Source organism: Sphingorhabdus sp., from assembly GCF_029865925.1.
Classification (GTDB): domain Bacteria; phylum Pseudomonadota; class Alphaproteobacteria; order Sphingomonadales; family Sphingomonadaceae; genus Sphingorhabdus_B.
In genome coordinates this window covers 1-21117 of the sequence record NZ_JARXAI010000043.1, presented here as the reverse complement: position 1 = coordinate 21117, position 21117 = coordinate 1, and the positions used below count along the sequence as shown (strand labels likewise).

The following is a 21117-nucleotide window of genomic DNA, read 5'->3' as shown; positions in this document are numbered from 1 at the left end:
CCTAACCAATCATCGCACGCAACGCAGCAATCGTATCGGCCTCGTCTGCGGGCTTGTCCCGGCGCAAGCGCGAGATACGCGGGAAGCGCATGGCGATGCCGGATTTGTGCCGCTTGGATTCGTGCACCGCGTCAAAAGCCACCTCAAGCACCAATGATTTTTCGACTTCGCGCACGGGACCAAAACGCGCGACCGTGTTGTTGCGCACAAAGCGATCAAGCCACTTCAATTCTTCATCGCTGAACCCTGAATAGGCCTTACCCACGGGCAACAAAGCGCCATCCGGCGTCCAGCAGCCGAAGGTATAGTCTGAATAAAACGAAGAGCGTTTCCCGCTACCGCGCTGCGCGTACATCATCACGCAATCGGCCACGAGTGGTTCACGTTTCCATTTGTACCAAAGGCCAACCTTGCGGCCCGCCAAATACGGCGACTCACGCCGTTTGAGCATGACGCCCTCAATCGCCACCGCACGCGCAGCCGCGCGCATTTCCGCCAGATGGTCAAAATCGCGTGCTTGAATGATAACGGACAGATCAAAGCGCACCGCATCAAGTTTGGCCACGAACATCTCAAGCCGGTTGCGCCGCATTGTCCAAGGCAGCGCGCGCACATCCTCCGTCCCGTCGAACAATATGTCATATAGACGCACAAATACTGGATATTCCGCCTGCATCGCTGCGGTCACATTCTTGCGTCCCAGTCGCTGTTGTAAGGCGTTGAAGCTTGCAGCCTCGCCGCCTTGAACATCGCCGCGTACAAGCAATTCGCCATCCACCACGCCGATGCCGTTAAAGGCTGCAGCTATTTCGGGAAATGCGCCCGTGACTTCATCACCGCCACGGCTGAACAACCGGGTTTCACCGCCGGTTGACGCGATCTGGATGCGGATGCCATCCCATTTCCATTCGGCGACAAAATCATCAAGATTTACATTGCCATCCTCCAACGGATGGGCAAGCATGAAGGGCCGAAAGAACGCGCTATCGGCAGGGTCGGGACGTTCGGATTTGCCCTCGCCCCACGCAAACAGTTCGGCATAAGGTGGACGAAGCGCGTGCCATACCTCTTCGACATCATCCACGGAAAGGCCAAAGGCTTGCCCAAAGGCGGTTTTGGCGAGGCGCGCGGATATGCCAACACGCATGCCGCCAGTCGCCAATTTGAGCAGCGCATAACGGCCATTGGCATCAAGCCTATCCATCAATTCCGCCAGCACTGCAGGGGCACGCGCGCGGCTTGTGCCGCTCAGCATGTCAATGACTTCAGATGCCGTCGGTGCGACAACGTCTTGGCTGACGTCTGGCCACATCAGGGCCACAGTTTCCGCTGTATCACCGACATAGTCCCGGCTCATGCGGAACAGCATCGGGTCGAACCGTTCTTCCGCCATGGCCCGAATTGCCGCAGCTTTTACCGTTGATATGCTGAGCGTGCCCGCAAGGGCCGCAAGCGCCCAGCCACGATCGGCGTCGGGCGTCGTGCGCAGATAATCAGCAATCAGCTTGACCTTATGGTCGCGCGACCGCGTATAAATTAGCCCATCGATGAGCGCCGCAAATGCATGCATCAGCTCTCATCCTCTTCTTCACGGCCGACGAGGTCGAGTGCGCGCGCCTTCAACTGGTGTAATTCACACCACCGCCCAAGCGCGTCGGTGCGGCCATGGGTAATCCATGTTTCGGCAGGCCGAAGCTCCAATAAAGTGTCGGTCAGTTCAGTCCAATCGGCATGGTCGGAAATAACGAGCGGCAGTTCGACATTGCGTTGCCGCGCGCGTTGCCGCACCCGCATCCAGCCAGACGCCATAGCGGTGATCGGATAGGGCAGCCTTTGGGCCCAGCGGTCATGCATCGCCGAGGGTGGCGCGACGACAATTGCGCCTTTCATCTCGGCCTTGGCAAGTCCGGTTGCCAAAATGAGTTCACCCAAAGGTACATTGTGCGCCGCGTATAAATCGCACATTTTCTGCATCGCGCCGTGAATGTAAATGGGCGCGTCGAAGCCAGCGCGGCGCAGTTCAGCTATAATACGCTGTGCCTTGCCAAGCGCGTACGCTCCAACAACGATACAGCCGTCCGCATTGGCTTCGCGCGCGGCGAGCAATTTGGCAATCTCGTCCTCGATAGGTGGATGCGTGAACACGGGTAGGCCAAAGGTCGCCTCGGTAATCAAAACATCGCAAGCCACCGCTTCGAACGGCGCGCAGGTGGGGTCGAAACGCCGCTTATAATCCCCCGTCACCACCACCCGCTCGCCCGCATGCTCAAGCAGGATTTGCGCAGAACCCAAAACATGTCCTGCCGGATGAAAGCTGATCTTCACGCCATTGGCCTCAAAGCCATCACCATAAGCGATCGGCGTACCCATCTCTGTACCATAACGCAGCGCCATGATCGCAAGCGTCTCTGGCGTGGCCCAGACGGCCCCATGGTCACTGCGCGCATGGTCGGCATGACCATGCGTCACCAACGCACGTTCGGCAGGACGCGATGGGTCAATCCACATGTCCGCTGGCTTGACATAAATGCCATGCGCATGTGTTTCTATCCAATGTTGGGCGGCGGTGCGGGAGATTATGTCGGTCCTTTTCTGAGACCCAGTATGGGGTGCAGCAAGGACGATGTAAACCAATCGCAGGGCTACTGTTTTATTATGTTGATGCGCGGGCAGCGTTCAGAATTTTGTGTTGTACCGTCCGGGCACGCTATATGCAGGCGAAACATTTTTCAGCATTTTGACCTGCCATGGCTGCATTATATTGACGTGATGGTCTTTGTGCTGGTTAGTTCGGTGCCGATGGCGCTTGCAGTCAACCGTCTGGTTTTCGGCAACCGCGCGATATTCATATTTTCAAGGGAGGGGCGCGCATTACGCGCGGCAGAGGCATGAGCGAATATTTATTGGTCATTGACGAAGGCACGACATCGACGCGCGCCGTATTATTTGCAGCAGACGGCACCGCTGTGTACAGTTGCCAGCGCCCGCTAACGCAGCATTATCCGCAACCTGGCCTTGTCGAACATGATGCCGAGGAAATCTGGAACTTAACGCTTACATGCGCCCAGGCGATGGTAGCCAAGGCGGGTGGCGCTGACCGGATTGTGAGCATTGGCATAACTAATCAGCGCGAGACCGTGGTGTTCTGGGACAAACGCACCGGCAAACCGCTTGCCCCTGCTATTGTATGGCAAGACCGCAGGACGGCAGACATTTGCGCCGCGATGAAGGCGAAGGGCGAAGAGCCGGTGGTTCAAGCGAAAACCGGATTGTTGCTTGATCCGTATTTCTCGGGATCAAAAATCGGTTGGGCATTGAAAAATTGGCGGCAGTTGAAGGACGCGGGCGCACATCTCGCGGTGGGCACGGTCGAAAGCTACCTTGTCTATCGGCTGACGGGCGGAAGCCATATCAGCGACGCCAGCAATGCCGCGCGCACCGGGCTCATGGCGATTGGTAGCGGCGGATGGAATGACGGGTTGATGGACCTGTTTGGCGTCCCACGCGACATCTTGCCGGAAATCACCGATTGCGCAGGCGACCTTGGCAAGACCTTGCCCGAACATTTCGGCGGCGCGATCCGCATATCGGGCATGGCGGGGGACCAACAAGCCGCGACCATCGGGCAAGGTTGCTTTGCCGTTGGGCAGACCAAGGCGACCTTTGGCACCGGCGCGTTTGTGCTGACGCAAACCGGAACCACATTGCGCCAATCGCGCCACCGCTTGCTGTCGACGATATTGTATCAATTACATGGCGAGCGGCATTATGCGCTTGAAGGGTCGGTATTTGTCGCCGGAAGCCTTGTCCAATGGCTGCGCGATGATTTGGGGCTCATCGCGCATGCCGCCGAAACTGAGCCGCTTGCGCGCAGCGTGCCCGATAATGGTGGCGTCTATCTGGTGCCTGCGCTTTCGGGCCTTGGCGCGCCGCATTGGCGACCTGACGCCCGCGCAACGATTAGCGGGTTGAGCTTTGCCGCGACAAAGGCGCATGTTGCCCGTGCTGCGTTGGAGGCGATGGCGCATCAAACCTATGACCTCAAAACTGCCTTTGCCGCCGATGGTGCAGATTGGGCCGAATTGCGCATTGATGGCGGGATGGTGGCGAATGACTGGATGGCGCAGGATCTTGCGGACATGTTGGCGATTGATGTCGAACGCCCTGCCTTTGTCGAAACAACCGCGCTTGGCGCAGCGATGCTCGCGGCGGTGGGTTGCGGACTATTCCCCACCTTAGAGGATGCGGCCAGCATGCGAGGCGGGGTCACGCGTTTTGCGCCGATGCTTGACGCCGCCGCCCGTGAGGCCCGCTTGGCAGGCTGGGCGAATGCACTCGCCCGCGTTCTGCAATGATGCGCTGAAAAAAGGGCTTATGGTAACGCCGATGTCTGACTTGTTTTGGCGCGCATTAATCCGTAACGCTGCCGCTTAATGACTGACGCCCTTGCACTAGCTTATGCCCAACGATTGATCGCTTGCGAAAGCGTCACACCCGCCAGTGGCGGGGTATTTGTCGCGCTTGAAGATATGCTCGTGCCGCTTGGCTTTACGGTCGAACGCTTCATTTCGGGCGAAGACGACGACAACCCTGCCCATGGCGCGCCCGTTGAAAATCTATTCGCAATCCGTGAATCAGGTGGACGACATTTTGCTTTTGCCGGTCATGTTGACGTTGTGCCGTCCGGCGATGGCTGGACCAGCAATCCTTTCGTGCCTGAGATAAAAGGCGACTTTTTGCATGGGCGTGGCGCCGTCGACATGAAGGGCAGCATCGCCGCCTTTGTCGCTGCGCTTCATGATATTCCGAAGGACGCTGGCACGATCAGCATGATTATCACCGGTGATGAAGAAGGGCCGGCGATTCACGGCACGCGGGCGTTGATCACGCATATGCAGGCACGCGGCAGTATTCCCGATGCATGTCTTGTCGGTGAGCCAACAAGCGTAAACCGGCTTGGCGACATGATGAAAATTGGTCGGCGCGGATCCGTCAATATGTGGATTTCGGTGGCTGGAACGCAGGGCCATGTCGCTTACCCGCATCTTGCGGATAACCCTATCCCTAAGCTTATTGCCATTCTGACAGAGATCGAAGCGATCACCCTCGACGAAGGCACGGACTGGTTCCAAGCGAGCAATATCGAGATCACGGACCTTAATGTCGGGAACAAGGCGACCAACGTCATCCCGGCAAAAGCCGAAGCGCGGCTTTCCATTCGGTTCAACGATTTGCACAATGGCGAGGCGCTCGTTGCGCGCGTCCGTGAACGCGTTGAGGCCCGTGGGGGTATTCTGACCGCCATGATATCCGGGGAGGCCTTCCTCACCCCTCCTGGCGCGTTTTCAGACGCTATATCAGAGGCAGTTGAGGCAGTGGTCGGTATCGCACCCGAACCATCGACAACCGGTGGCACGTCGGACGCTCGGTTCCTGACCAAAATATGCCCGGTAGTGGAGTTTGGCCTGTGCAATGCGACAATGCATAAATTGGATGAAGCCGTGGCTATAACCGACTTGTCAGCACTGACCGAAATTTACCGGCGCGTTGCGCTCAAATTGCTAGCGGCTTAGCTTTTCAACATGATATACAGCGCGCCTGCGCCGCCGTGGCGGGGGTGGGCATTGCGCACCGCCGAAATATGCTGCGCGTGACGCGATGCCGCGAGCCAGTCGCGGACAACAGCGGCAATTGCGCCTCTGCCCTCACCACTTGCACGATCATGCGCGCGTGGTTTGCCTGTTACCAGCAATACCACTTTCATACGTTGCGAAATTGCCTGTTCCAGCGCGCCATCCAGCCGGTTGTACGCCAATGATAAGGACGCGTCATGCAAATCAATGCTGACATCGGGGAGGATACTGCCCCGTGTGATGCGTCTGTCCCAATGCCCGTCAAGATTATGCGGAACAGGCGCGATTTTAGCCTGTACGGGCACATGTCTTGGTTTTGAATCGGCTGGGGCGGGCTTTGGCTTTACACTCAAAAACTTTGCCAATGCAGCCTTGTCAGCAGATGGCGTTGCAACAGGAATAGGCTTTGCCTTACCGCCGTGCATGGGTTTTACTGTCGCAATAACCTTGCCCCAAAGGGATTTTTCCGTCCTGTCGAGATGCCGCGCCATGACAGCTTTATAGCCCGAGCCGCGCGACCGCAGCCTTTGGCAAGAAAATGAGCGCCGCGCCGCGCGCCGCCATGCCGCCGGCAATGGCACGGGCGCGGTCACCTGCTCCCCAGAATGTATCCACGCGATTGGCGCCCTTGATGGCGCCGCCCGTGTCTTGCGCGATCCAAATGCCATTGGGTTCCGCCCGATCCATGGACAACCACACGGGCGCACCCAGCGGTATATATTTCACATCGACCGCAATGCTTGCTTCACCCACGACAGGATAGCCCATTGCCCCCAAAGGACCAGCGCCGGTCAGTTCGCGGAAAAACACATAGCTTTTATTTTCCTGCATGATTTTGCGCCCTTCATCAGGATTGGCTTGCAGATAGGCCACAATGCCCTGCATCGATCCGTCGGTTATCAAGCCGCGATCCTTCATCAAGCGCCCGATGCCAGTATATGCGCGCCCGTTCTGGCTTTCATACCCGATGCGCATAACCCCGCCATCGGGAAGCTTAAGCCGGCCCGATCCTTGGATTTGCAAAAAGAAGAACTCGATAGGGTCCACCGCGTAAGCGATCTCGAGACCGCGTCCCGCCAGCGCGCCGTTGTCGATGGCGGCCCGGTCATCATATTGAACCAGCTTTGTGCCAGTTACCTTGCCCCTTATGCTCTTGCCTTTAAGATCGTCAGAGAATTGCCCAAGGTCAACGTCGATAAGGTCAGCGGGTCGTTTGTAGATCGGAACAGTACATGCCGCTTGCGGTGTGCGGCAGCCCGCGATCTCGGGCTCATAATAGCCCGTAGCAAATGCCTTGCCATTGCCGACCTGCACCGCATCCATGTGCGCGGCAAAGAAGGATATGGCATCACCCGTCCATGTTTTCACTGCATCACAGGCAGGTATCCAATCACTTCCCTGCGTAAGACCGCTATTGTCGTTGCGCCGCACAAGGCCGGGGCAGCTTGTCTTAAAACTGTCCATGGCAAGGTTCGCCTGGCGCACATCCACTTGCAAAGCACCAATTTGCGGCCCGCGCACTGCGCCTAGAGCCGCAGCGTTAGTTCCATCACCTGTTTGCACAGGCGGCGGCAATGTCGCTTCGGGAGTCGATGGGATTGGTTTGGCAGGCTTATCTTCTGCGGGACGCGCTAAAGTCGGGGAACCCGACGATGTTGCGGGACCGCCTTTAGGAATGATCCCGCTTGAACAAGCAGACAGAGTAAGTGCGGATAAACCGAGAGCTAAAAGGGCGCGTTTCATCGCCCGGATGAATCAGACCGAGTCGGTTTCGTCAAGCTTCCAATTGCGGCTAGACGACTTTACATCGCGCATGAATGTCCAAATATCGTGCGTTTCAACGGCATCAGTCATCGAGCCGCCAATGATATTTCCATCGGCATCTTTGACCAAAGCAGCGATGTCAGCATCAAAACGGACCGACACGCGGGCCATGGGATGGTCGTAGCGGGCATCAACAATTCGGATATCGTCAATGCGTACCAGACGGTTCTGAAGCGTTTCACCGCGCGTGCTGCGCCCGTCGATCGCTTCGGCAAAGCTGTCATAAACATCGTCATCGCACAAATCGCGCAACGATTCTTTATCGCCCTTCCAATAGGCTTCCAATATCATCTTATAAGCCGACTTTGATCCTTCGACAAAAAGTCCAAGATCAAAGCTGCGATCAGCATTGGCGATTGCCTTCAGGCCGCTTTGCGCTGCCGTATCAGCATTTGTTGCATCCAGTGACGGCAAAGCCAAAGCACTGTCACCACCTGCAGATGGCTGGCGCACAAGTGGCGGATTCGCCGTTTCAATGGGACGGCGCGCCACTGGCTCTTGTTCATGGCCTGTACGTTTTCCAAGCACGGAGTACAGACGAAGGCCCAAGAAAGCTGCAACAAGAGCTAGCAATACAATAGTGAACGTCACGACGTCTCCATCCGGCAAAAATCTAAAGGCATGCGCTGTACGAAGGCGTCCGCTTGGCGCTGCATGAAAATCATATAAGCATTAATGATGCGGGTTTCAAAGGGCTTTCCCCAAAGAAAATTGCGGTTCGCGGCGCGTGCAAGTATCATTGCCCTTTGACAGTACGCCTGCTAGGCGCCACGGCCATTAACAGTCGCATTTTATTGACCAGTTCAACAAATAAGAAAGCACGATATATCATGGCTGACGAAACAGGCACCATCGTTTCCGAAAATGTAAAAGCCAATGGCGAAGACACCGCACCCGCCGTCGGAATGTTAAACCAGTATATCAAGGACTTGTCGGTTGAAAATCCGCACGCTCCGCACAGTTTTAACTGGGATGGCGCGCCACAGATTGACGTTCAAGTTAACATTCAAGCCGATGCAATCACCGATGAAGTTCATGAAATTACCCTGAAGCTTGCTGTCAAAGCAGAGAGCGACAATGGCGTGCATTTCTCCGTCGAGCTTGATTACGGCACCTTGTTCGGTTTGCGCAATGTAACCGAAGAGCAGGCACATCCGTTTTTGTTTGGCGAAGCACCTCGGTTGATGTTCCCATTTGCACGCAGAATCGTTGCCGACGCCGTCCGCGACGCGGGCTACCCGCCACTGGTGCTTGAACCGATTGATTTTAACGCGCTGTACGTCCAGCAGTTGGCGCAAGCCCAGCAAATGGCAGAGACGCAGCCTGCCGGCGAAGCCTGAAGCCGGTTGCGCCAGGTGCACATATGAGCCTGGTTCGTAACAGCATAACCATAGGGGGGCTGACATTAGTCAGCCGCGTGCTTGGCCTTGTGCGCGATATGCTTATGGCGCGCTATGTTGGTGCGGGCCTTGCCTCCGATGCGTTTTTAATCGCGTGGCGCTTACCAAACCTGTTCCGTGCGCTTTTTGCCGAGGGCGCTTTTGCAGCGGTTTTCGTTCCGCTATTTAACAAGAAAATGACGGAGGCCGAACGCGAGGAGGCTGGCCGCGGCCTGATCGCCGCGCGCACATTCGCTAGTCAGGTGCTTTCGGTGCTGTTCCCGTTTCTGGTGCTGTTTACGATTATCATGATGCTGGCCGCTGGTCCCATTGTCTGGGCAATGACCGGCGGCTTTCCCGATGGCGGGCCCGAGAAATTTGCGCTGGCCCGGCACCTCTCGATCATTACCTTCCCTTATCTGGCGCTGATATCTTTGGTCTCGTTGCTTGGGGGAATATTGAATTCGCTGAACCGCTTCTGGGTAAACGCCGCGGCACCCATATTGCTGAATATCTGCATGATTATCGCACTGATATTCTTCCGCGGCGACACTCCGATAGAAACGGCAGCAAACCAAGCGATTGCGGTTACCGTATCCGGCGCGCTGCAATTGCTGTGGCTAATGTGGGCATGTCACACAGCTGGCGTTAATCTCAAACTTACATTGCCGCGCCTTACCCCGGACGTAAAATTGATGCTCGCCTTGATCGCGCCAGCCGCCATCGGGCAAGGGGCCATCCAGTTCAACCTGCTGATCTCCACCTCACTTGCGGCAAGATTTCTACCCGAAGGGTCGGTATCTTGGCTCTATTATGCCGACCGCCTGAACCAGTTACCACTTGGCCTGATCGGCATTGCTATTGGCACAGCTATTTTGCCAGCGCTGTCCCGACAGATTTCAGGCGCGGATAGCAAAGCAGCTTCCGATACACAGAATCGCGCTGTTGAGCTGGCGTTGTTCTTTGCGATGCCGGCAACCGCGGCGCTCATCGTGTCCGCAATTCCGATCGTGCATGGCATATTCGAACATGGCGCCTTTACCTCCGCCGACACGCGCGGCACGGCGGCGGTGCTGATGGCGTTTTCGGCTGGCGTCCCGGCTTATGTGCTGATCAAGGTACTGACCCCGGGATTCTACGCACGCAGCGACACAAAAACGCCGTTGCGGCTCGCATTATGGGCAATGCTGGTAAACCTAATCGGGAACCTCATCCTCATTTGGCCACTGGCGCATATTGGTGTCGGTGTGGCAACCGCCCTATCGGCTTGGGTCAATGTTGCGTTGTTGTGGTTTACCTTGCGCAAACGCGGCCATGTCGCGGTGGATGATCGGTTAAAGCGCAAGGCGTGGCGGATCGTCTTGGCGGCAGTCATTATGGGCGTTGCGCTCTATTTCGGTAATGAACTCATCGAAGATCAGCTTGGCACTGGATTGTGGCGGCGCATTGCCGTTCTGTCGATATTGGTGAGCGCGGGCGGCGCGGTATATGCGCTAGCAATCTTGGTGTTAGGGGCTTACCGAATCAGCGAATTGAAATCTCTTCTCCGTCGGCGTGCAGTCACGCCTGCGGCTCCTGCAAGCGAGTAACACACATGCGCGTCGTTTCCGGCATTCAGCCAACTGGCAACCTTCATCTGGGCAATTATTTGGGCGCAATCAGAAATTGGGTCAAAATGCAGGATGAAATGGAATGCCTGTATTTTCTTGCGGATTTGCATGCGATTTCGATGCCGCATGTTCCTTCAGAACTCACCGCAAATACCCGCGAGATGGCAGCAGCGCTGCTGGCTTGCGGGCTGGATATCAACAAGGCGATACTGTTCAATCAGGCGCAGGTTCCAGCCCATGCCGAATTGCAATGGTTGCTGACTGGGACAGCGCGGATGGGTTGGTTAAACCGGATGACTCAGTTCAAGGACAAGTCCGGTAAGAACCGCGAAGGCGCCAGCATTGCTTTGTTTACCTACCCCGTCCTGCAAGCTGCTGATGTTTTATTATATCAGGCAACACATGTACCTGTGGGCGAAGACCAGAAACAGCATTTGGAACTTGCGCGCGACATCGCGCAGAAATTCAATACGGATTTCGGCAATGGCACTGATATTTTCACCTTGCCTGACCCGATCATTCCCAAGGCGACCGCGCGCATTATGAGCTTACGGGACGGCAGAGCGAAAATGTCGAAGTCTGACCCAAGCGATATGAGCCGCATCAACCTCACCGATGACGCGGACACGATCTTAAGCAAAATCAAGAAAGCCAAAACCGATCCTGAGCCATTGCCTTCGGAACCAGACGGCCTTGAGGGCCGCCCCGAAGCCAAAAACTTGGTCGGTATTTATGCCGCCTTTGCCAATGAGACCGTTGAGGACACTTTGACGCGTTTTGGCGGGCAAGGCTTTGGTGCGTTCAAGCCAGCATTGGCAGAAATTGTGGCTGAGCATCTTCGTCCGATTTCCGAACGCTTCACAGCGTTGAAAGACGATCACGAACAGATTGACGCCGCGCTGGCCAAAGGAGCCGCAAGGGCGCGCGAATTGAGCGCGCCAACTTTAAAGGCAGCCTATGCTGCGCTTGGACTGCTGCGGTAAACAGGACCACAATGTTGTTCAACCGCAGTTCATTGAAACTAACTTAGTTTTCGACGGTTATATGGTATTTGGCATTTGGCCGATTTTGAAGGAATATGAACTGATGAAAAAGGTCGTAATGTTTCTAGCTCCCTTAGCGTTGCTTACGCTTGGCGCCTGCGCCACGCCCTTCAACGCGGAGGTGTCGCGCTTTCAAGAACTGCCTGCCCCGCAAGGTCAAACCTTTGTCATTCGGGCGGCAAACCCAGCTAATGCGGGTGGTATTGAATTCGGACAATATGCGGCTTTGGTCGCTACCGAGCTTCAGGAAGTCGGCTATGTACCCGCATCAGGTCCAAACGCCGATATGACGGTGGTGCTCGATTATGCGGTTGATGAGGGTAAGGAGCGCAATGTCGTTCGGCGGGACCCATTTTATGATCCGTACTGGGGCTTTGGCAGCTTCTACCGTCCCTATGTCGTCCGCACACGGCAGGGCGCGCGCTATGTCGTCGGTTATTATGACCCGTTCCTGTACAGTGGCTTCAACCGTCCATATGACGTCGACAGCTTTACGGTGTACACCGCCAATCTTGATATGAAGATTGATCGCAACAATGACGGAAAACGCCTATTTGAAGGCAAAGCCGAAGCAAAGTCGCGTTCAAACAAATTGCCGCATCTGGTGCCGAACCTGATCGAAGCCATGTTCACCGGCTTCCCTGGCAATGGTGGTGAAACAGTGCGCATATCGGTTGCGCCAGAGGAAAAACGCTAAGTAAGAATAAGGTTGCGGCGCGTTACACGCCGCAACTGAGCTCGGTTTTTCCGTAAGCAGCGCTCTCACCGCGCGTCGCGGATATCCCTGCGTAAAGGTCGGTTGATGGAAAAAGCCCATCGCGCCCGATGTTGAACCCTTGTGCGCGAAATACCGCTATGACCTGGGCAGGTGGTTCGTTGAAATATAATGATTGCGACTCATAATGCTGGCCAATTCCTGTCAGCGACAATCCTTCAAAAGAACGGCGGAGCTTCATATATTTGCTTTTGCCTTCGACCGCCGCATAAGCCTTGTCACGCGCCGCTTCGTCCGCAAATTCTTTTGCTTCTAATGCCTGCCATTTCGCCTGCTGCTGCGCGCCAATTTTGGCAAATTCAGCCCCAATCTCGCCCGAAAACGCGCAGGTTTGTGGGTTGAACGCAATCATAATGGGCTTACCGCCAAGGCGCGCGATGATCGCTTGGGCGTCATTCAGATAGCCATAACGATCACCAGAGAGCTTAACCTCGATAAAGTTATCTTCGGTTGTTCCAACCAGCGTCAGCTGTGTTCCCTCGCCAACCCGGTCCAACAAGTTGCTGTCCGGCAGCGTGGTTGCCCACACATCAAGCGCGCCGTCAGCTGCCCAAATCTGGTCATCCAAGGACTTAACAAGAACCGGCGGTTTGACTTGCGAGAGGTTAGCCAGCGCCACGAAGCCATTACCATCGCTCAGTTCAAGCCACGCAACGCTGGGATCGGCATCGGACCGAACGATGCCAGTCAACTGCGAGCCGCGGGGCATTTTGCCCAAGATAACACTGCCGGTCATTGCTGGCTTGTCGCGAATATTGGCTTCAGTCATCGCGAAGAAAATCTGCGCTTCGGCACGATCGTCGGATTGCGACGCAATCGCGGGCGCAGCATCATCGGGGCGCAAATCATCCGCAATGAATAGCCAAAAATACAAGGCAGCCATGGCCAAAATGCCCAGCACAAAGACTGTAGGAACTCCCCACCGGCGTTTCTTTGGGGCCGCAGCGCCTTTTGTGGAAGCAGCGGCGCGCTGTAATGCATGCCCGCAACTTGCGCAAAAAGCAGCATTATTGGCCGCAGCTGCTCCACATGATCCGCAAACTTTGTTCATCCGATTCCCTCCGATTCAATCTCGGGGAATAAGCGCAGGAAAGGCTGTTGAAAAGGGGTGGAAAAGTAAAACTCAAGCTTCCAATTGGCGCAGCAAGGCGCGGACGTCATTATCCATTTCGCTGTCCTGCTGACGAAGGCCTTCGACCAAGCGCACAGCATGAATGACCGTCGAGTGATCGCGGCCACCGAATTTGCGACCGATTTCAGGATAGCTACGCGGCGTCATGACCTTTGCCAGATACATGGCCACTTGGCGTGGACGAACCACGGCGCGGGCGCGACGCTTGGACGACATTTCGCTGCGATCAATGCGATAATATTCGCACACCGCACGCTGGATTTCGTCAATAGTGATGCGGCGGCGGCATGCACTTAAGATATCTTTGAGCTGTTCTTCCGCGAGCGTCCGGGTAATCGGCTTGCCGGTCAATTGTGCGTAAGCGAGCAGCTTGTTCAATCCGCCTTCCAATTCGCGGACATTGCGGCTGATGGTGCGGGCGAGAAACTCTACAACATCCTCACCGACTTGCGCTTCCGGCATGTTAGCGAGGCGTTGCTCCAAAATCAAACGACGCAGTTCAAGATCAGCAGGCTGAATGTCGGCGACCAAACCCATCGACAAGCGCGACAAGATGCGCTGGTCAACACCGTCCAGCGCTTGTGGTGCGCGGTCAGCGGAAACGACCAAGCGCTTGCCAGCACCAATGATGGCGTCGATCGTGTGCAGAAACTCTTCCTGCGTTGATACCTTGCCAATGATGAACTGGATATCGTCAATCAGAAGAACATCAACGGCACGCAACCGCGCCTTAAACTCCATAACTTCCTTGCGCCGCATAGCGGTCACAAATTCCATCATGAACTTTTCAGCCGACATATACAGGATCTGTGCGTCTGGATTGACCTCAGAATATGCATGGCCAATGGCATGCATTAAGTGCGTCTTGCCTTGGCCGGTCGCAGCCTGAAGATACAGCGGGTTGAAAAGTGGCTTGTCTTTGGACGCGACGCGTTCTGCTGCGCTGAGGGCAAGAACATTGGTTTGGCCCTTAACGAAATTCGCAAAAGTCATCCGCGGATCAAGCGCGGAACGCGGCGCAAGAGCCTCACTTGCCTCCTGCGCCACTGCACGTTCCGCATTGTTGGAAGCGCGGAGCAACTCCACACGTGGCGCGCCAGGACGGGTCCGGATTTTTAGCTGCTTGACGCTGCTATTGGTAATTGACCAAGCCAGACGCAAACGGTCGGCATAATGGTCCGAAACCCAGCTGGCAGAGAAATCCGACGGCAACAAAAGCTCCAGCGTGCCTGTCAGGTCGCAAAAATCGCCAAGGCTTATGGAACGAATCCATTGCCCATAAATTTGCGCGCCAAGATCGCGTCGCAATCCTGAAGAAATATTATGCCAATCGGCGTCAAAACGTAAGTTTAGCATTGAAGCATCATTTGCGCTTCCTGCTTGACCCGAATCTATATGCGATACTGAATTACCTTCGGCCAACTTGGCTGCCCCCGATTTCCCACCCCGTCCAGTACTACACAACCGCGGGCTATCTACCGGACACGGATCAACAGGAGCATAGCTGCGCATTTGTTGCCAAATGCAGCGGGTGCTGCGATTATATTCTCCATGTAGGGCATTGCCTGACTGTCGTCATGCGTTGCTGAACGCTCTATTCTTAGACCCCTAAAATCGAGTCGATCAAGAGCCGCACTTAAAAAAAAATGAAATAAATGCCATTGACTCGGTAAGACGTCAGCAAATGCGTTAACTAATATCTATACTATTGATTTTAATGGTTATTTTAACCCGCAACTACGGACATCTCTCCCGAATCGCGGGAAATCCTCATATTTCAATAATATTACATGGACCAAAGAAAAACCCGCCGTGATCGCGGCGGGTTTTGAATTTTAGCAGCCGGACGATCCGGCACAGTCAGTTCCGTTTAAGCGAGACCGCCGACCGCCTTTGTGAGGCGGCCAAATTTGCGCGAAGCTGTGTTTTTGTGGAAGACACCCTTAGATACGCCACGCGCCAATTCAGGCTGCGCTGCTGCAAGCGCTGCGGCTGCAGCAGTCTTGTCGCCAAGTGCGATCGCCGATTCGACTTTCTTGATGAAAGTACGGATGCGGCTGACGCGTGCGCCATTTACTTCAGTGCGACGCGCGTTGCGACGGATACGCTTTTTTGCTTGCGGCGTATTGGCCATTTTTGTCCTCGAATTTCCATATTTGAAAAGGCATACCCATGCGGTACACGCGTTTAAGGAGCGGCCCTTAACCCTGCCTAACAGATTCGTCAACCTGATATTGCCGCATTATCGCTGGCATTTCGGGCAGTAGAAGGTCGACCGTCCCGAATCGACGCGCCGCAATATGGTAGCACCGCAGCCGCACGGTTCCCCCGCGCGGCCATAGACGCGCCAGTCCTTGGCGAAATAGCCAAGCGCACCGTCAGGGGCTGCAAAATCGCGTAGCGTCGATCCACCAGCGGCGATCGCGGCAGTAAGGACTTCTTTAATCGCGACCACCAATCGGCTTAATCGCGGCTTGCTGATGCTTGATGCGGCGGAAATTGGGTCAATGCCGGCCATATGGAGCGCTTCGCACACATAGATATTCCCCAGGCCCGCGACGACATTCTGGTTCAGCAGCATCGCCTTGATTGGTGCCTTTCGGCCATGCAGCGCCTTTTGCAAAACAGATGCATCGAATGCGTCTGACAGTGGCTCCGGTCCCATTGTTGCAAAGAAGCGGTATGCGTCTAGTTTGTCCGAATCGGTAATGTCCAACGAACCGAAGCGGCGATGGTCATTCAACGCGACTACCCGCCCGCTCGCCGTTTCCAGAATGAAATGATCGTGCTTTTCGATTTCCGCCGGGTCAACACGCCAACGACCAGACATCCCCAAATGAAATATCAGCACGTCCTGCCGGTCGGTATAGATCAGGCCATATTTGGCGCGGCGCCCCAGCGTCTCTATCCGTGCGCCCGTCAGCCGCTGGCGCAAATCGGGTGGGATTGGCCAACGCAGGTCTGCACGGCGCGGTTCCGCACGAACAATCAGTTCGCCTTCAAGGACCGACCGCAGGCCGGAGACAGTCGTTTCCACTTCAGGTAATTCGGGCATATGATTTTCACCTAACAGCCTTTGCGGCTGGCGCAACAATCCGCTAGGGGACTACACAATGAATGACACCGCATCCTTTGGCTATGAGCAAGTAAGCCCCGAAGAAAAGACGCAGCGCGTAGGCGACGTCTTTTCCAATGTCGCGCGCAAATATGACATTATGAACGACGCAATGTCGGGCGGCACGCACCGATTGTGGAAAGACAGCTTTGTCCGTCGGGTAAAACCGCGTGCTGGCGAGGATATTCTCGACATGGCAGGGGGAACGGGCGACATTGCCTTCCGCATGGAAAAATCCGGTGCGCAGGTAACCGTCTCTGACATCAACGAAGACATGCTGGATGTGGGCATGGAACGTGCGATGAAGCGCGGCATCGATAGCCTCATCTGGTCCGCACAAAATGCTGAGACGCTGACCTTTCCCGATGCACATTTTGATGCCTACACGATCGCCTTTGGCATCCGCAACGTCACCGACATTCCCAAGGCACTGCGTGAGGCCCATCGCGTCCTGCGTTTTGGCGGCCGTTTCTTCTGCCTTGAATTTTCCACGGTCGAATGGCCTGGTCTTGCGCAAATTTACGATGTCTACTCGGACAAGCTGGTGCCAAAGCTTGGCAAGGCAATTGCAGGAGACGAAGACAGCTATCGTTATCTCGTCGAATCCATTCGTCGTTTCCCAGATATGCAGAATTTCAAGCGCATGATTGGTGAGGCTGGTTTTGTGCAAACCAAAGTCGAGCCTATATTGGGCGGACTGGTCGCGATCCACAGCGGCTGGAAGGTTTAACGCCGCACCAGATGACCCGTCCAGCTACACATATTTTTCGCTTGCTCAAATGGGGCCGTATTCTTGCGCGCCACGGGGCATTGCGCGCCATTGAGGCTGATCGTGACACCCCGCCGCAAGTAAAGCGCCTTCTCCGTATTGCGCGATTTGGCACGATCCAACCCAAAGTGCCGGATTATGCCGGGGCGTTTCGTGCCATTGGCCCTGCGGCGATTAAGCTTGGGCAGACACTTGCGACACGGCCCGACATCATTGGCGAAGAAGCCGTGCACAATCTGCTAATGCTTCAGGACCAATTGCCCCCGGCGCCCTTCGACCTTGTCTATGCGCAGATCGACACCAGCCTGAATAAGCCAGCGGCCGCTTTGTTCGAATATATCGATCCGGTGCCGGTTGGCGCAGCTTCGATCGCGCAGGTCCACCGCGCGCGGACGTCCGAAGGCAAGGATGTTGCGATAAAAGTGCTTCGCCCCGGTATCCGCGAACAATTTGCCCGCGACATTGAAACTTATGAATGGGCCGCTGCGCATTTGGAAGCACTTGGCGGCGAAGCGGCGCGTTTGCGTCCGCAACTGGTCATCGCCAACTTGAAACGCTGGACCTTGCGCGAGTTGGACTTGCGCCGTGAAGCGGCAAGCGCGTCCGAACTGAAAGACGCAATGGTAGCTGTCGAAGGCTATACGATCCCGACGATTGACTGGGATCGGACTTCTGGCCGCGTCCTGACGCTCGAGTGGGTCGACGGCGTCAAGATTTCCGATATCGACGCGCTCAAGGCGGCTGGCCATGACCTCAAAAAAATAGCTGAAAAACTTGTCCTTACCTTTTTGCGCCAGGCCATTTCGGAAGGCTTTTTCCACGCCGATATGCATCAAGGCAATTTGTTTGTCCGCGCCGATAGCACCATTGTAGCCATTGATTTCGGCATCATGGGCCGCATCAACCGGCAAGCGCGGTTTTGGTTGGCCGAAATTCTCTACGGATTAACAACGGGCAATTACAAACGCGTCGCCGAAATTCATTTTGAGGCGCAATATGTTCCAAGCTATCACAATGTCGACGAATTCGCGACCGCACTGCGTGCCGTAGGCGAACCCACGCGCGGCAAACCAGTCAGCGAATTGTCAGTAGGGCAAATGCTCGACAGCCTGTTTGCGATCACGCGTGATTTCGACATGCAGACCCAGCCGCATTTGTTGTTGCTGCAAAAAACGATGGTCATGGTTGAAGGCATTGCAACCTCGTTGAACCCAAGCATCAATATGTGGGATGTCGCCGCACCTTATGTGCGCGACTGGATCCGCGGAGAGCTTGGCCCTGAGGCTATGCTGGCGGATGGTTTGCGCAAACAAGCCGATACGCTGAAGATGATCCCCGACCTTATCCGCCGTCTGGATGAACAGCTGCCGCGCAAAGGCGGCGCGCCCGAACCGCCGCCTTTGCCGTCTGTTCAACTCATCTGGGAACGCAAGGGCAAGGGTAACGCTGGCCGCTATCTCCTCGTGGCGGCACTTGCGGGGGCCTTTGGGGCAGCAGCCATGTGGGCGACAGGATTGAGCTAATGTCAGACAAACGTATACTCTTGATCGTAACCGGCGGTATAGCTGCCTACAAATCACTTGAGCTTGTGAGGTTGCTGAAGCGGCAGGGCATCCCTGTGCGGGCGGTGATGACCAAAAGTGCGGCGGAGTTCGTCACACCATTGTCCATGGCGGTGATGACCGAGGATCAGGTGTATGGTCATATGTTCGACCTGAAAGAGGAAAGCGAGATTGGGCATATCCAGTTGAGCCGTCAGGCCGATCTGATAGTTGTCTGCCCCGCGACTGCCAATATCATGGCAAAAATGGCGACAGGAATTGCCGACGACCTCGCCACCACGATCCTGCTGGCCACTGACAAGCCCGTACTTGCGGTTCCTGCCATGAATGTGCGTATGTGGAACCATCGGGCAACTCAACGAAATCTGACGCAATTGCGCGCCGATGGTGTGCACATCATGGCACCCGACGAAGGCGCAATGGCATGCGGCGAATTTGGTCCCGGCCGTCTGCCTGAACCGCCTGCCGTCGCAGAACAGATTTGCGCGATGTTGGGACAGACTTTCAACACTGCGTTAACCGCTGGGCGTTCGCCAACGACCGTTCCGAGCGCTGCGCCGCTTGCAGCGCAGCCGGATTTTGCGAACATGAACCGCCGCCCTTTGGTCGGTCGGCGCATATTGGTTACCGCTGGTCCAACCCATGAGGCGATTGATCCTGTGCGCTACATCGCCAACCGTTCGTCGGGGCGACAGGGTTTTGCCATTGCCGCAGCAGCAGCTGATCTGGGCGCTGAAGTCACGCTCATTGCTGGACCTGTCCATCTGGAAACACCGCCAGGCGTTGTCCGGATTAATGTCGAAACCGCGCTTGAAATGCAGGCCGAGGTAGAAAAAGCTCTGCCCGTCGACGCCGCAATCATGGTGGCCGCTGTAGCCGATTGGCGGACGGCGCAAGCTCCTGACCAGAAAATCAAGAAGGATGGCGACGCGATACCAGCCCTCGTCTTAACCGAGAATCCTGACATATTGGCAAGCCTTGCCACCCATAAGCACCGCCCAAAGCTGCTGATTGGATTTGCGGCGGAAACCGAAAAAATACGCGAACATGCGCAGGCAAAGCTGGCCAAAAAAGGCTGCGACTGGATTGTCGCCAATGACGTGTCCGGCGATGTGATGGGCGGCGAAAATAACGCCTTTCACATTGTCACCAAAGATGGCGTCGATAGCTGGCCCGAAAGCCCCAAAGATGTCATTGCCCGCAAATTGATGGAGAAGGTTGCCCATGACCTCGCAAAAGGTTGAAGTTCGCGTTTTGCGCCTGAATCATGGCGCAGGCCTGGCGCTGCCAGCATATGCAACAACTGGCGCCGCGGGCATGGACATTTGCGCCGCCGAGAGCATGACCCTGCGTGTGGGCAAACGCCACGCGGTAGCCACCGGCTTTGCCTTTGCCATTCCCAACGGATATGAAGTGCAGGTGCGCCCGCGCTCGGGCCTCGCGCTGAAGCATGGCATCACCTGCCTGAATACACCCGGCACTATCGACAGTGACTATCGCGGCGAAGTGAAGGTTATCCTTGCGAATTTGGGCGAAGATGATTTCTTCATCACCAAAGGCGACCGGATCGCGCAGATCGTCGTTGCGCCCGTCACCCAAGGTGAGATGATTGAAGTGGACACGCTTGACGACACCGCGCGCGGCACCGGGGGTTTTGGTTCCACCGGGGTATGACGCTTAGCGACCAGCAACTTGACCGTTACGCTCGGCACATCGTGCTGCGCGACATCGGCGGCGCAGGACAATCCAAATTGCTGTCGAGCCATGTGTTGCTGATTGGTGCGGGCGGCATAGGTTGTCCCGCCATCCAATATCTTGCGGGCGCTGGCGTCGGAACGATTAGCGTCGTTGATGATGATGTTGTGTCCTTGTCCAATCTTCAACGGCAAATGCTTTACAGCGAAAACGATATTGGGACGGAGAAAGTCGATGCCGCGGGCGCCGCCGTGGCGCGGTTAAACCCCGACGTGACCTTCCATGGAATCAAGCAGCGTATCGACCGCTCCACCTCGGCAGACATTCTAACAGGCGTCGATGTCGTCATTGACGGTTGCGACAACTTTGCAACCCGCCTTATCGTGAACGACCTGTGCCTTGCCGCCAAAGTGCCTTTGGTCAGCGCCGCCATTGGCCAGTTTCATGGACAGATCGGAACGTTCACTGGATGGCACGAAGATGCCCCCTGCTACCGCTGTTTTGTGGGTGACGCGCATGACCCCGATGATTGCGACGACTGCGCCACACAGGGCGTTCTGGGAGCTATGTGTGGCCTTAT

The 21117-nt window shown here is 55.9% G+C and carries 21 protein-coding genes; 12 read left to right on the top strand and 9 right to left on the bottom strand.

From position 1 onward, the window contains the following. Nucleotide 1: 1 nt before the first annotated feature. Together QE270_RS03950 and QE270_RS03945 are read right to left on the bottom strand one after the other, a co-directional pair. Nucleotides 2-1570, bottom strand: a complete 1569-nt coding sequence (locus tag QE270_RS03950) for a cisplatin damage response ATP-dependent DNA ligase (RefSeq protein WP_300035458.1) — start codon at nt 1568-1570, stop codon at nt 2-4. After that, nucleotides 1570-2577, bottom strand: coding sequence for a ligase-associated DNA damage response exonuclease (locus QE270_RS03945; protein ID WP_300035589.1), 1008 nt, complete (start codon nt 2575-2577; stop codon nt 1570-1572). Before QE270_RS03945 ends, QE270_RS03950 begins: the two co-directional genes overlap by 1 nt. On the opposite strand from QE270_RS03945, the gene QE270_RS03940 reads away from it, so the two are divergent. From QE270_RS03940 to dapE, 3 genes are all read left to right on the top strand, one after another. Beyond that, nucleotides 2554-2892 (top strand): hypothetical protein, encoded by a 339-nt coding sequence (locus tag QE270_RS03940; protein ID WP_300035597.1) that lies wholly within the window; start codon nt 2554-2556, stop codon nt 2890-2892. The genes QE270_RS03945 and QE270_RS03940 overlap by 24 nt on opposite strands. Beyond that, a complete protein-coding gene (locus QE270_RS03935; protein WP_300035455.1) occupies nt 2889-4355 on the top strand; it encodes a glycerol kinase in 1467 nt (488 codons plus the stop codon). Before QE270_RS03940 ends, QE270_RS03935 begins: the two co-directional genes overlap by 4 nt. Nucleotides 4356-4433: 78 nt before the next feature. Further along, the gene (gene dapE, locus QE270_RS03930; protein WP_300035452.1) at nt 4434-5573 is read left to right on the top strand and encodes a succinyl-diaminopimelate desuccinylase; all 1140 of its coding nucleotides are present in this window, start codon (nt 4434-4436) and stop codon (nt 5571-5573) included. Here dapE and QE270_RS03925 read toward each other — a convergent pair. From QE270_RS03925 to QE270_RS03915, 3 genes are read right to left on the bottom strand one after another with little or no spacing between them, the layout of a single operon-like run. After that, entirely contained in the window at nt 5570-6124 is a 555-nt protein-coding gene (locus QE270_RS03925) for a Smr/MutS family protein (RefSeq protein WP_300035449.1), read from the bottom strand. The two genes, dapE and QE270_RS03925, sit on opposite strands and share 4 nt — an antisense overlap. Before the next feature lie 7 nt (nt 6125-6131). Further along, nucleotides 6132-7376 carry a murein transglycosylase A gene (locus tag QE270_RS03920; RefSeq protein WP_300035447.1) on the bottom strand — a complete coding sequence of 415 codons (1245 nt, stop codon included), beginning with the start codon at nt 7374-7376 and terminating at the stop codon, nt 6132-6134. Between the two features lie 12 nt (nt 7377-7388). Next, nucleotides 7389-8048, bottom strand: a complete 660-nt coding sequence (locus QE270_RS03915; protein ID WP_300035444.1) for a Tim44/TimA family putative adaptor protein — start codon at nt 8046-8048, stop codon at nt 7389-7391. A gap of 239 nt (nt 8049-8287) precedes the next feature. On the opposite strand from QE270_RS03915, the gene secB reads away from it, so the two are divergent. The 4 genes from secB to QE270_RS03895 all read left to right on the top strand — a co-directional run bounded on the left by secB (nt 8288) and on the right by QE270_RS03895 (nt 12186). After that, nucleotides 8288-8797: a protein-export chaperone SecB gene (gene secB / locus QE270_RS03910; RefSeq protein ID WP_300035442.1), complete on the top strand. Its 510-nt coding sequence runs from the start codon at nt 8288-8290 to the stop codon at nt 8795-8797. A gap of 23 nt (nt 8798-8820) precedes the next feature. Next, a complete protein-coding gene (gene murJ / locus QE270_RS03905) occupies nt 8821-10425 on the top strand; it encodes a murein biosynthesis integral membrane protein MurJ (RefSeq protein ID WP_300035438.1) in 1605 nt (534 codons plus the stop codon). 5 nt (nt 10426-10430) lie between these two features. Continuing rightward, nucleotides 10431-11429, top strand: a complete 999-nt coding sequence (gene trpS / locus QE270_RS03900; protein ID WP_300035435.1) for a tryptophan--tRNA ligase — start codon at nt 10431-10433, stop codon at nt 11427-11429. Between the two features lie 103 nt (nt 11430-11532). Further along, entirely contained in the window at nt 11533-12186 is a 654-nt protein-coding gene (locus QE270_RS03895) for a DUF4136 domain-containing protein (RefSeq protein ID WP_300035432.1), read from the top strand. Nucleotides 12187-12208: 22 nt separating this feature from the next. On the opposite strand, the gene QE270_RS03890 is transcribed toward QE270_RS03895, so the two are convergent. From QE270_RS03890 to mutM, 4 genes are all read right to left on the bottom strand, one after another. Beyond that, nucleotides 12209-13147, bottom strand: a complete 939-nt coding sequence (locus tag QE270_RS03890) for a hypothetical protein (RefSeq protein WP_300035430.1) — start codon at nt 13145-13147, stop codon at nt 12209-12211. A 240-nt stretch (nt 13148-13387) separates the two neighbouring features. Further along, complete coding sequence (dnaA, locus tag QE270_RS03885) at nt 13388-14752, bottom strand: chromosomal replication initiator protein DnaA (protein WP_300035427.1); 1365 nt, start codon at nt 14750-14752, stop codon at nt 13388-13390. A gap of 514 nt (nt 14753-15266) precedes the next feature. Further along, a complete protein-coding gene (gene rpsT / locus QE270_RS03880; protein ID WP_300035424.1) occupies nt 15267-15530 on the bottom strand; it encodes a 30S ribosomal protein S20 in 264 nt (87 codons plus the stop codon). Nucleotides 15531-15638: 108 nt separating this feature from the next. Then, nucleotides 15639-16451 (bottom strand): bifunctional DNA-formamidopyrimidine glycosylase/DNA-(apurinic or apyrimidinic site) lyase, encoded by an 813-nt coding sequence (gene mutM / locus QE270_RS03875; RefSeq protein WP_300035422.1) that lies wholly within the window; start codon nt 16449-16451, stop codon nt 15639-15641. Between the two features lie 58 nt (nt 16452-16509). On the opposite strand from mutM, the gene QE270_RS03870 reads away from it, so the two are divergent. From QE270_RS03870 to QE270_RS03850, 5 genes are all read left to right on the top strand, one after another. Further along, a complete protein-coding gene (locus QE270_RS03870) occupies nt 16510-17241 on the top strand; it encodes a class I SAM-dependent methyltransferase (protein WP_300035420.1) in 732 nt (243 codons plus the stop codon). Nucleotides 17242-17252: 11 nt separating this feature from the next. Further along, entirely contained in the window at nt 17253-18803 is a 1551-nt protein-coding gene (gene ubiB / locus QE270_RS03865; RefSeq protein WP_300035417.1) for a 2-polyprenylphenol 6-hydroxylase, read from the top strand. Further along, nucleotides 18803-20086: a bifunctional phosphopantothenoylcysteine decarboxylase/phosphopantothenate synthase gene (locus QE270_RS03860; protein WP_300035414.1), complete on the top strand. Its 1284-nt coding sequence runs from the start codon at nt 18803-18805 to the stop codon at nt 20084-20086. Before ubiB ends, QE270_RS03860 begins: the two co-directional genes overlap by 1 nt. After that, nucleotides 20067-20516, top strand: a complete 450-nt coding sequence (gene dut / locus QE270_RS03855; RefSeq protein WP_300035411.1) for a dUTP diphosphatase — start codon at nt 20067-20069, stop codon at nt 20514-20516. Before QE270_RS03860 ends, dut begins: the two co-directional genes overlap by 20 nt. Next, nucleotides 20513-21117, top strand: a 605-nt coding sequence (locus QE270_RS03850) for a HesA/MoeB/ThiF family protein (RefSeq protein WP_300035408.1), incomplete at its 3' end; no start/stop codon positions are given. The genes dut and QE270_RS03850, both read left to right, overlap by 4 nt.

Bases quoted from the DNA above. Each gene is read 5' to 3' on its own strand.
- QE270_RS03890 (WP_300035430.1), bottom strand. From the start codon at position 13,147: ATGGCTGCCTTGTATTTTTGGCTATTCATTGCGGATGATTTGCGCCCC.
- secB (WP_300035442.1), top strand. From the start codon at position 8,288: ATGGCTGACGAAACAGGCACCATCGTTTCCGAAAATGTAAAAGCCAAT.
- rpsT (WP_300035424.1), bottom strand. From the start codon at position 15,530: ATGGCCAATACGCCGCAAGCAAAAAAGCGTATCCGTCGCAACGCGCGT.
- dapE (WP_300035452.1), top strand. From the start codon at position 4,434: ATGACTGACGCCCTTGCACTAGCTTATGCCCAACGATTGATCGCTTGC.
- dut (WP_300035411.1), top strand. From the start codon at position 20,067: ATGACCTCGCAAAAGGTTGAAGTTCGCGTTTTGCGCCTGAATCATGGC.
- QE270_RS03895 (WP_300035432.1), top strand. From the start codon at position 11,533: ATGAAAAAGGTCGTAATGTTTCTAGCTCCCTTAGCGTTGCTTACGCTT.
- QE270_RS03920 (WP_300035447.1), bottom strand. From the start codon at position 7,376: ATGAAACGCGCCCTTTTAGCTCTCGGTTTATCCGCACTTACTCTGTCT.
- QE270_RS03860 (WP_300035414.1), top strand. From the start codon at position 18,803: ATGTCAGACAAACGTATACTCTTGATCGTAACCGGCGGTATAGCTGCC.
- QE270_RS03870 (WP_300035420.1), top strand. From the start codon at position 16,510: ATGAATGACACCGCATCCTTTGGCTATGAGCAAGTAAGCCCCGAAGAA.
- murJ (WP_300035438.1), top strand. From the start codon at position 8,821: ATGAGCCTGGTTCGTAACAGCATAACCATAGGGGGGCTGACATTAGTC.
- dnaA (WP_300035427.1), bottom strand. From the start codon at position 14,752: ATGCTAAACTTACGTTTTGACGCCGATTGGCATAATATTTCTTCAGGA.
- trpS (WP_300035435.1), top strand. From the start codon at position 10,431: ATGCGCGTCGTTTCCGGCATTCAGCCAACTGGCAACCTTCATCTGGGC.
- QE270_RS03925 (WP_300035449.1), bottom strand. From the start codon at position 6,124: ATGGCGCGGCATCTCGACAGGACGGAAAAATCCCTTTGGGGCAAGGTT.
- mutM (WP_300035422.1), bottom strand. From the start codon at position 16,451: ATGCCCGAATTACCTGAAGTGGAAACGACTGTCTCCGGCCTGCGGTCG.
- QE270_RS03935 (WP_300035455.1), top strand. From the start codon at position 2,889: ATGAGCGAATATTTATTGGTCATTGACGAAGGCACGACATCGACGCGC.
- QE270_RS03940 (WP_300035597.1), top strand. From the start codon at position 2,554: ATGTTGGGCGGCGGTGCGGGAGATTATGTCGGTCCTTTTCTGAGACCC.
- QE270_RS03950 (WP_300035458.1), bottom strand. From the start codon at position 1,570: ATGCATGCATTTGCGGCGCTCATCGATGGGCTAATTTATACGCGGTCG.
- ubiB (WP_300035417.1), top strand. From the start codon at position 17,253: ATGACCCGTCCAGCTACACATATTTTTCGCTTGCTCAAATGGGGCCGT.